The 2,136-nt window shown below is 36.5% G+C and carries 3 protein-coding genes; 1 reads left to right on the forward strand and 2 read right to left on the reverse strand.

The features are described from left to right. Positions 1-401: 401 nt before the first annotated feature. Positions 402-1,400 (forward strand): pyruvate dehydrogenase complex E1 component subunit beta, encoded by a 999-nt coding sequence (locus OZD62_RS01125; protein ID WP_275019253.1) that lies wholly within the window; start codon positions 402-404, stop codon positions 1,398-1,400. Here the strand turns inward: OZD62_RS01125 and OZD62_RS01130 are convergent. Then, positions 1,376-1,750, reverse strand: coding sequence for a TrbC/VirB2 family protein (locus OZD62_RS01130; protein WP_006279664.1), 375 nt, complete (start codon positions 1,748-1,750; stop codon positions 1,376-1,378). The genes OZD62_RS01125 and OZD62_RS01130 overlap by 25 nt on opposite strands. 60 nt (positions 1,751-1,810) lie before the next feature. Continuing rightward, positions 1,811-2,023, reverse strand: coding sequence for a hypothetical protein (locus OZD62_RS01135; RefSeq protein ID WP_167513691.1), 213 nt, complete (start codon positions 2,021-2,023; stop codon positions 1,811-1,813). Positions 2,024-2,136: the final 113 nt, after the last annotated feature.

The raw sequence follows: 2,136 nt of genomic DNA on the forward strand, positions 1-2,136 counted from the left end.
AGAGTTATAATTTTAGCAACTAAAAGCTGTAAATTGCACCATATAAACAGTTATTTCAAGCAAAAGTTATACTGACCTTAGCCAGAAAAAGTGGTGGAAAAGTTAGGAATGTTTTTTACAAAAAAAGACAGTATCAATAAAAAGGATTTTATTCTATTTGAAATATAAAATTATCATGTATTTTTCTGTTATTCCCAAGTGAATTATTATTAACTTAGCAGTATATATTATTAAAAACACAAGCAATACAATCATTTTTAGCAACCAAAACCAGCAAGCGTGAGAAGATTTTTTTTTGGAATGAGTTGGTCATGATGTTTGTAAAACTTAATTTGTACACTTTACTTACCCCCAGTAATTCTGATATAGTTACTTTAGTTAAAGTCTATAAAAGTTTATAAATGGCAACCTTAAGTGTAAGAGAAGCTTTATGCACAGCAATTAGAGAAGAAATGCAAAACGACTCTGATGTGCTTATCATGGGTGAAGAAGTTGCAGAGTATGATGGTGCTTATAAAGTAACGAAAGGATTACTGAAAGAGTTTGGAGAAAACAGAGTAGTTGATACGCCTATTACCGAACATGGATTTGCTGGCCTTGCTGTTGGAGCGGCATTTGCTGGATTAAAGCCAATAGTCGAGTTTATGACTTTTAATTTTTCTATGCAAGCTATTGACCAAATTGTGAATTCCGCAGCAAAAACAAATTATATGTCAGGCGGACAACTTGGATGCCCTATAGTATTTCGTGGACCAAATGGCGCTGCAGCAAGAGTTGCTGCACAACATTCTCAATGCTTTGCAGCTTGGTATTCGCATATACCGGGGTTAAAAGTAATAGCACCCTATTTTGCCTCAGATTGCAGAGGTCTGCTTAAAGCTGCAATTCGTGACCCTAATCCGGTAATATTTCTAGAAAACGAAATAGCTTATGGACATGAGCATGAAGTTTCTGACTCTGAGCTATCAAACAAAGATTATCTACTTGAGATAGGCAAAGCTGCTGTTATACGGGAAGGAAAGGATGTAACTATCACTGCTTTTTCATTAAAATTAATGGATGCCTTAAATGCAGCAGATTTACTTTCGAGTAAAGGTATAGAAGCTGAAGTTATTGACCTCAGAATCTTAAGACCACTTGACACTCAAACTGTTATTAACTCTATTCAGAAGACTAATAGGTTAGTTAGTGTAGAAGAAGGATGGCCATTTGCAGGAATAGGAGCAGAGCTGTCAGCCGTTGTTATGGAACAAGGATTTGACTACCTTGATGCTCCAGTTGTACGTGTAACTGGCAAGGACATCCCCTTACCTTACGCTGCAAATCTAGAAAAAAAAGCATTACCGCAAGTGGAAGATATAGTTGAAGCCGTGCATCAGGTCTGTTTTAGAAAAAAATAGTTCTTTTTTGTGTCTCCTGTTCCGCATTGGTCCATCAAAGAAGTATTTCCAGTGCCGCCTATACCACCCATTACTTTTATGACGATAGTTTTAGCACCGAAAAATACAGCACAAAATATACCGAGTGCAAAAAGAGCTGGCCATGGCATTCTACCAAATATCGCAAGCAAAGCTGCACCTATTATCACTACGGTCATAAGCGGTCCGCCTATTCCCCAAACGTAGCCAATAATGTTACATATTACTTGAGCAGTTGTATCAGTATTAGTGTCAGCGGCAGCACTCCCAACATGAGAAAAAGAAATAAATAATACTATAAAAAGAATATTAAAAACTTTCCTAGGGTTCATCTCTATACCTTAAATTTAGATATTGCAATTATACCCAAAATACTATAATTTTTAGTAAAACTAGCATAAAGATTGAATAACAAACGGTGCCACAAAAGTAGTTGACACACAACTGCACAAATATTGTAATATAGACATAGTAAACGATATTATTCCAGTGCTTGACGCTGGAATCCAGACTTTAATTGTTATATTTATAAATAAGTCTGGAACGTTCATCTCAAATGCAGTATTTTTGTTGAAATAGCTCAACTGGATCCCAGTGTCAAGCACTGGGATGACAGCAGTCCTACGTCATGCCGCCGCGGTATCTCAGCCGCTAACAAGTAGCGGGATGACGGTTGTCGTTTAGCCATAAACATTAAGAAATTTACCAAATGAAAAAA

Source organism: Wolbachia endosymbiont of Drosophila seguyi (assembly GCF_028981765.1).
Taxonomy (GTDB): domain Bacteria; phylum Pseudomonadota; class Alphaproteobacteria; order Rickettsiales; family Anaplasmataceae; genus Wolbachia; species Wolbachia pipientis.